Raw genomic sequence first — 6,577 nt, 5'->3', positions numbered from 1 at the left:
GGTTCCATCCTGAAAATTGTTATCCGGTAACCAGGCATAAGACAGTGGATAGCCATCGGCACGATAGCGCAAAGTAATATCGTTAACGATCCCAATGATTGTTTTTAATGGCACTTTTTTATGGGCGTAGGGAGCGAAGGGGCCTAATAACTCTTTTAATGGATAAACGGTACCGCCAATAAATTGAATATGATCGACTTTAATTAATGTCTCAGGCGTTAATTTATTTTGGGGAACGCTGACGGTTAAACTTGGTGCGGCGGCAGGAGGAGCCTGCGGACTGCTGTTATGTTCCGCTTTGGCTGGGTTATTAGGGTCAATTAACGCGGGTAATGTGTCGGCTCTGGCTATATTAAGCAGAACGACCCCCGATAGCGCATAAACCAGGGCAGTTTTCATGACGCATTCCTTGTGATTTTTATTGTGCAAGGATGATTATTGTTATTCTGCTGAAAAACGTGCCCCCATTGCGGGGGCACGGAAAGCATTAATAAATATATAGCTTATTTTTTACCGGTTAACCCGCCGAGCAAACCTGTTACGCCACCCAGAGGACTGGAGGTTGTCGTGCTGCTACCCGTTGCGCTACCGCTGGCACTGGCGCTGGTTGACGTGCTGACGTTCAGGCTGCCGGTCAGTGAACCGACGGTGCTGTTCAGCGTTGAGCCCAGAGAGTTATTTGCCAGCAGTCCACCGCTGCCGGTTTGGGTTCCAGTTGGTTTCACCAGACCACCGGCATCGGTGACAATATTCCCTACGCTGGAGACCACCTGGCCCACGCCGCCCAGCGTCGGGGATGTGGTGCCGACCTGGTTGCCTACGCCGCTTACCGTTGTGCCGACCTGAGTGAGCAGACCGTTAACCGGGGTGCCAAGACCTGTGGCCGTGCCAACGCCTTGCGTGACGCCCTGGACGCCGCCCAGCGTATTATTGACTACCGAGGTGACGCCTGTGGTTGCCGCCGTTGCCCCTGGACTTTGCAGGGTACTGGTCAAGCCGGTGCCGGTGCTGCTGACAATCTGGCCGGCGCTATTCACGACGTTACCGACCACCCCGGTAACTCCGGCGACCGGCGTCCCTGAGGTACTGGTTGAGAGATTGCTGCCCACGCCAGAGACGGTATTACCCAGCACGGTGACGGTATTGGTGGTTCCCTGAAGCGTGGTACCAACACCGTTAGCATTCGATGAGTTGCCGACACCGTTTGTCACGCCGGTTCCCAGCGTGTCGACGGCGTTACCTACACCGCTCACCGTGGTTGAAATGGTTGAGGTGACCGGATTATTTCCGGTGGTCGTAGCCAGTTGGCTACCCAGGCCGCCGAGCGTATCGCCGACACCCGATACGGCTTCACCGGCATCGCCGAGAATGTTATTTCCCGCATTGTTAGCCGTGCTGCCACCGCCGGTACCGCCGCCATCACCACCGCCAGTGCCGCCACCGCCGTCTCCACCGCCATCACCGCCGCCGGAACCTCCACCCTGCGTTGTGCCATTTTTCGCTGTTGAATGAGAACCTCCGCCGCTACCGCTACAGGCAGAGAGTGAGAATGCAATCAGTACTGCCACTGCAATAATGCTTAAGTGGCTAACGTTATTAGAAGTCATGATCCTTCTCCACCAGTTAAAACGCCGAGTGCGTATTAGTCAGTGTATGTAGAAAAATAAGCCTTGCACGGGGTGTTTTTTTTCATACGAAAGTCTGAAAAATCTGATTTAACTTAAGAAGAAACAAAGTCTGCTATGTAAAATAATATGCTGTTACGAAACATGCTGTTACTTCATTTTTAACAAAGTAAGCAGTGATAAATATTAGGGTGGGATGTTTAGCAGGAATTAAATGAAGTATTAAATTGGGAGTAATCCGAGAGGTTGAGTGGGGTAAATTTTATGACTTATATTTTTTAAATGTTGGCAGCGATCACGGAAAATATCAGCCTCCGGAATTGGAGGCCGATATATTGTATATTAATTTTTTTCGCGCCAGGCTATTTCAATTTCTTCAGCCAGAATTTTTACCCCGGCTTCTATTTTCTCTGGCTCAGGAACATAGTTCATGCGCATACATTGATGGGTATGTTCCCAGGGCTCATCCAGGCCCGGGAAGAAGAAGTCGCCAGGAACCATCAAAACTCCACGTTTTTTCAAACGTTGGTACAGCTCTTCCGTGGTAATTGGCAAATCCTTGAACCACAGCCACAGGAAAATAGCACCCTCAGGCTTATGGATGAGGCAGCGTTCTTCTGGCAGGTAGCGGCGAATGGTCGCGATGGTTTCCTGTACGCGCTGATAATAGAACGGTTTGATGACCGTTTCAGACAGGCGCAGCAGATCCTGACGCTTGATCATCTCACACATCATGGCAGGCCCGATGCCACCAGGAGCCAAGCTGATAATACCGTTCATATTGCTGATGGCCTTAATGATTTTCTCACTGGCAATAATGATCCCGCAGCGACTGCCCGGCAGACCGAGCTTAGACAGGCTCATACACAATACGGTGTTCTGATTCCACAGTGGGGTGGCTTCGCTGAAGATAATTCCCGGGAAAGGAACCCCATAGGCGTTATCGATAACCAGCGGGACGCCGTGTTGAGTGGCTAACGCATCCAACTGTCTCACTTCATCATCAGTTATGACATTACCCGTTGGGTTCGTTGGGCGGGAGACGCAAATCATCCCGGTATCCTCACCAATGGGCAGGTTGTCGAAATCGACATGATATTTAAACTGCCCTTCAGGCAGGAGCTCAATATGGGGACGGGTGGAGACAAACAGGTCGTCTTCAAGGCCAGAATCAGCATAGCCGATATACTCTGGCGTCAGCGGGAACAGCACCTTGCGGGTGGTGCCGTCTGCCCGGCGTCCTGCGAATAGATTAAACAAGTAGAAAAATGCGCTCTGACTGCCATTAGTCAGTGCAATATTCTGTGGGCCAATCTCCCAGCCTAATTCATTACGCAGCATATCGGCCAGCGCGATCAGCAGATCGTTCTTCCCCTGCGGACCGTCATAATTACAAAGCGCATCAGAGAGTTTGCCGCTTTCCAGCATCTCCGCCAGTAGATTCGTAAAGTATGTATTCATCTCTGGAATCTGCGCCGGGTTACCGCCGCCGAGCATGATGGCGCCTGGGGTGCGTAAACCGTCGTTGAGGTCTTCCATCAGGCGTGCAATGCCTGTATGGCGGGTGAATTTGTCGCCGAAAAGGGAAAATGTCATGGCTGAGTTTCTGTTACTTGTTCTGTGAGGTGGGTAACGATAACGCCACTCACGATGTGGTGCAAATGACCGACATAACGCTGCATTAGCGAATAGCGCGAAATATTTGCCATTGAGTAGTTTTTTATTCTGATAAACCTGCGCCTTAGGCGCAGGTTGCATGAAGGATAAATTAGCGGTGACCTGCCCAAACCACCATCACTTTGTCCTGCGCATTTTCACGGACAAAACCGTAGCCTTGGGGCAGGGCGAGCGTCGTTTGTTTCCCTGAACCTACCGCAGAGTGACGTGCGCGGAATTGCCCCAGTTTCTGCCAGTGTGCAACGGTGGCAGCGGACTGGCCCGCGATATCCTGCCAGTTCATCTGTGAACGGGTGCCCTGCAACGGATCCGAGCCGGTGGGGCCAAACGGACGGTTGGATTCATCGCCATAGAAAATCTGTACTGCGCCAGGTGCCAGCAGCAGCAGTTCGGCGGCGTTGTCGCCTTTTTCGCGGAACAAGCGAGTATCGTGGGATGATAAATAGCTCAGCACGTTAAAACTCTGCAATTTATCGGCCATTTGCTGCCAGGTGAGATCGATGTTGGCCAGGCAACTGGCGGCTTTTGCTGCTTGATCCTGATAATCAAAGTTGATCATGGCGTCAAAGCCGTGACGGTAATACTCGCTCTCCATGACTCCGTGACCCCAGGCTTCGCCCGTCATCCAAAACGGGGCGTCATCCAGCGCTTTTTGTGGGTTGGCTTTTTTCCATTCGGCCAGCGCGCCGATGGATTGCGTTTTCAACTGCTGCCATCCCGCCATTTCGACATGTTTGGCGGTATCAACGCGAAAACCGTCAATGCCGTAATCGCGGACCCATTGGCTGAGCCAGTGGGTGAGGTAGTCGCGCGGCGTATAGCCGTCGACAGCTTTAGCGTGAGTATCCGGTTTATGGTGATAGAAATTCGGCAGCCCGCTCGGGGTGGTGGACTCCGTTTTCAGATCGGGCAGGAATGCCAGCGACATGGTCAGGTCGTCAAAGCCGGGGTTGTCGTAATCGCCAATGTCGGTGCGGATCCACGCTTTGCCCCACCATTTTTCCCATGCGGATTTGTCGCTGAAATTGATGTAGTCGTTAAAACTGTGCCAGGTCTGCCCCGGACCGGGTTTCCAGTCGGTCCAGTGCTGACCGAGCGTTTTGGTTATCTCATCGCCTTGCAGGTACAGCGCGCCAAATTGATATTGCTGCATGTCGGCGAGAGTGGCATAGCCGGTATGGTTCATCACGACATCAAACAGAATTCGAATGCCGCGCTGATGGGCGCCATCAACCAGCGCCCGCAGGTCGTCTTCGCTGCCCATATTGGCATCGAGTTTGCTCCAGTCCTGTGTGTAGTAACCGTGGTAAGCATAATGAGGGAAATCACCGTTGGTGCCGCCTCCGACCCAGCCGTGGATTTGCTCAAGCGGAGAGCTTATCCACAGCGCGTTGACGCCGAGCTGTTGGAGATAATCCAGCTTACTGGTCAGGCCCTGCAGATCGCCGCCGTGGAAGGTGCCAATTTCCTGCATGCCGTCTTTATGCCGGCCATAGCTGTTGTCGTTGCTGGGATCGCCGTTGACGAAACGGTCAGTGAGTACGAAGTAAACCGTGGCGTTATGCCAGCTAAACGGCGCATGGTCGTGAGTCTCTGTGCTCTCGAGTAACAGCAGACCATTACTGCCATTGGCGGGCTGTAGTGCGATCTTTCCCTGTTTAACCACCGCTGTCTGACCACTGTAGAAATCGCGGACGGTGCTGCCTTCCGCAAATGTCTTCCCCACATCCAGGGTCAGTGGTTTTCCGTCCCAGCGAGGACACTGGCGGACATTCACCTGCTCAGCGCTACTATCGGCGGCGCTTTTGACCGCTATCGTCAGCGTTGGCGTGCCGGATCGCGTATCGACCTGCAGCGCGTAGTCACCATCGCGGAATAGCCGCCACTGGGGGGCCTCTCCCTGGCACGGCTCCAGGGAGAGCACTTGATTAAGCCGAATCGCGGAGGAGGGCTGCCAGCACGTGCGGTCAAAATTCAATCTGAGAGGGCGAGTACCCTTGGTGAGCGTTTTTTGGCTGCTGAATTTTCCCGTCCCATCGGCAGAAAAGGCAGGGAAGTCTTCCATCGTCCAGCTTGCAGCGCTGACGAAGGCGGGAAACAGTAACGGTAAGATAGCGGCGATTTTCATTCCAATATCCTGTGCCTGAAGGTTTTTCTTCAGTGTGCCAGCCGTCAGCTTCGCTGTGCTCATCCCCACGTCAGGAGGAGGGAAAGGGCTGAGTGATGGCGGTCAAAAATTGAACTAAAATGAGAGCTGTTCGGCATTTTGCCTGTATGAATTGTCATATGCTGAATCGCGTCCGTGAGGCCGTTTCAGAATCGGACTATTTCTTGTACGTGCTTTTATGGGCTATTTTTGATATAATTTGAGATTCAGCTCTCAATTTTATGAAATAAGAAGGCGTTGGAATGATTGCATCCGACCAGGAGATCTAATGATATCGACACCCATTCGACGATATGGGGCCGCGATACTAATGTTACTCATCTGCACATTTTCAGGTGGGGTGTTCGCAAAAACACACACGGTAACAAAGCATCAAAAAGCCTCGGTAACAAAGACAAGTTTTAGTAAGGCCAGCAGTAAGCAAGAGTATTCTCGCAATAGTGTAAAGAGCAGTTCACTTCCTGATTTGCGAAAATACCCTTCCGGGACACCAAGGAAAAGAGCGTTTCTCCGGACGGTAATGCCTTATATCACGAGTCAAAATGCTGCCATCACGGCGGATCGTAACTGGCTGGTTTCCAAGCAGTACGAAGGCCGTTGGTCGCCGTCTGAGCGCGCGCGTCTCAAAGACATTGCCGCTCGCTACAAAGTGAGCTGGAACGGTAACACCCGCAAGGTGCCGTGGAACTCCCTGCTTGAACGCGTGGATATTATCCCGGGCAGCATGGTAGCGACCATGGCCGCTGCAGAAAGCGGTTGGGGTACCTCGAAGCTGGCGCGTACTAACAACAATCTGTTCGGCATGAAATGCGGTAAAGGTTGTAAAAATGGTGCGGGTTCAGTGAACGGCTACACCAAGTTTGACTCTGTGAAAGAGTCCGTGCAGGCGTACGCAAGAAACCTGAACACGCATCCGGCCTATGCTTCGTTCCGTAAGTCGCGCGCACAGCTGCGTAAGACGGATCAGGAAGTCACCGCCACGGCGATGATTCATAAGCTGAAAGGGTATTCGACCAAAGGTTCTAGCTACAACGATTACCTGTTCGCCATGTACCAGGACAACCAGCGTCTGATTGCAGCACATATGTAATCGATTCTGACTCATAAA

General features: G+C 52.4%; 5 protein-coding genes. 1 reads left to right on the top strand and 4 read right to left on the bottom strand.

Annotation, left to right across the window (positions count from 1 at the left end; all coding sequences use genetic code 11):
• From KCR01S_RS18460 to KCR01S_RS18445, 4 genes are all read right to left on the bottom strand, one after another.
• Positions 1–399 (bottom strand): POTRA domain-containing protein (locus tag KCR01S_RS18460; RefSeq protein WP_280513244.1); only part of this gene is annotated, 399 nt, incomplete at its 3' end.
• A gap of 104 nt (positions 400–503) precedes the next feature.
• Positions 504–1,607 carry a collagen-like triple helix repeat-containing protein gene (locus tag KCR01S_RS18455; RefSeq protein WP_072277182.1) on the bottom strand — a complete coding sequence of 368 codons (1,104 nt, stop codon included), beginning with the start codon at positions 1,605–1,607 and terminating at the stop codon, positions 504–506.
• Positions 1,608–1,967: 360 nt separating this feature from the next.
• Complete coding sequence (gene avtA / locus KCR01S_RS18450; protein WP_061284535.1) at positions 1,968–3,221, bottom strand: valine--pyruvate transaminase; 1,254 nt, start codon at positions 3,219–3,221, stop codon at positions 1,968–1,970.
• A gap of 172 nt (positions 3,222–3,393) precedes the next feature.
• Complete coding sequence (locus KCR01S_RS18445; RefSeq protein ID WP_061284534.1) at positions 3,394–5,430, bottom strand: alpha-amylase; 2,037 nt, start codon at positions 5,428–5,430, stop codon at positions 3,394–3,396.
• Positions 5,431–5,737: 307 nt separating this feature from the next.
• Here KCR01S_RS18445 and KCR01S_RS18440 point away from each other — a divergent pair, with 307 nt between their 5' ends.
• Positions 5,738–6,559: a protein bax gene (locus tag KCR01S_RS18440; protein WP_061284533.1), complete on the top strand. Its 822-nt coding sequence runs from the start codon at positions 5,738–5,740 to the stop codon at positions 6,557–6,559.
• The last annotated feature ends 18 nt before the right edge of the window (positions 6,560–6,577 follow it).

It is taken from the genome of Kluyvera cryocrescens NBRC 102467, from assembly GCF_001571285.1.
Classification (GTDB): domain Bacteria; phylum Pseudomonadota; class Gammaproteobacteria; order Enterobacterales; family Enterobacteriaceae; genus Kluyvera; species Kluyvera cryocrescens.
This window is presented reverse-complemented; position numbering and strand designations above follow the sequence as displayed.

Coding starts and splice junctions, on each gene's coding strand:
- KCR01S_RS18445 (WP_061284534.1), bottom strand. CDS start 5,430: ATGAAAATCGCCGCTATCTTACCGTTACTGTTTCCCGCCTTCGTCAGC.
- avtA (WP_061284535.1), bottom strand. CDS start 3,221: ATGACATTTTCCCTTTTCGGCGACAAATTCACCCGCCATACAGGCATT.
- KCR01S_RS18455 (WP_072277182.1), bottom strand. CDS start 1,607: ATGACTTCTAATAACGTTAGCCACTTAAGCATTATTGCAGTGGCAGTA.
- KCR01S_RS18440 (WP_061284533.1), top strand. CDS start 5,738: ATGATATCGACACCCATTCGACGATATGGGGCCGCGATACTAATGTTA.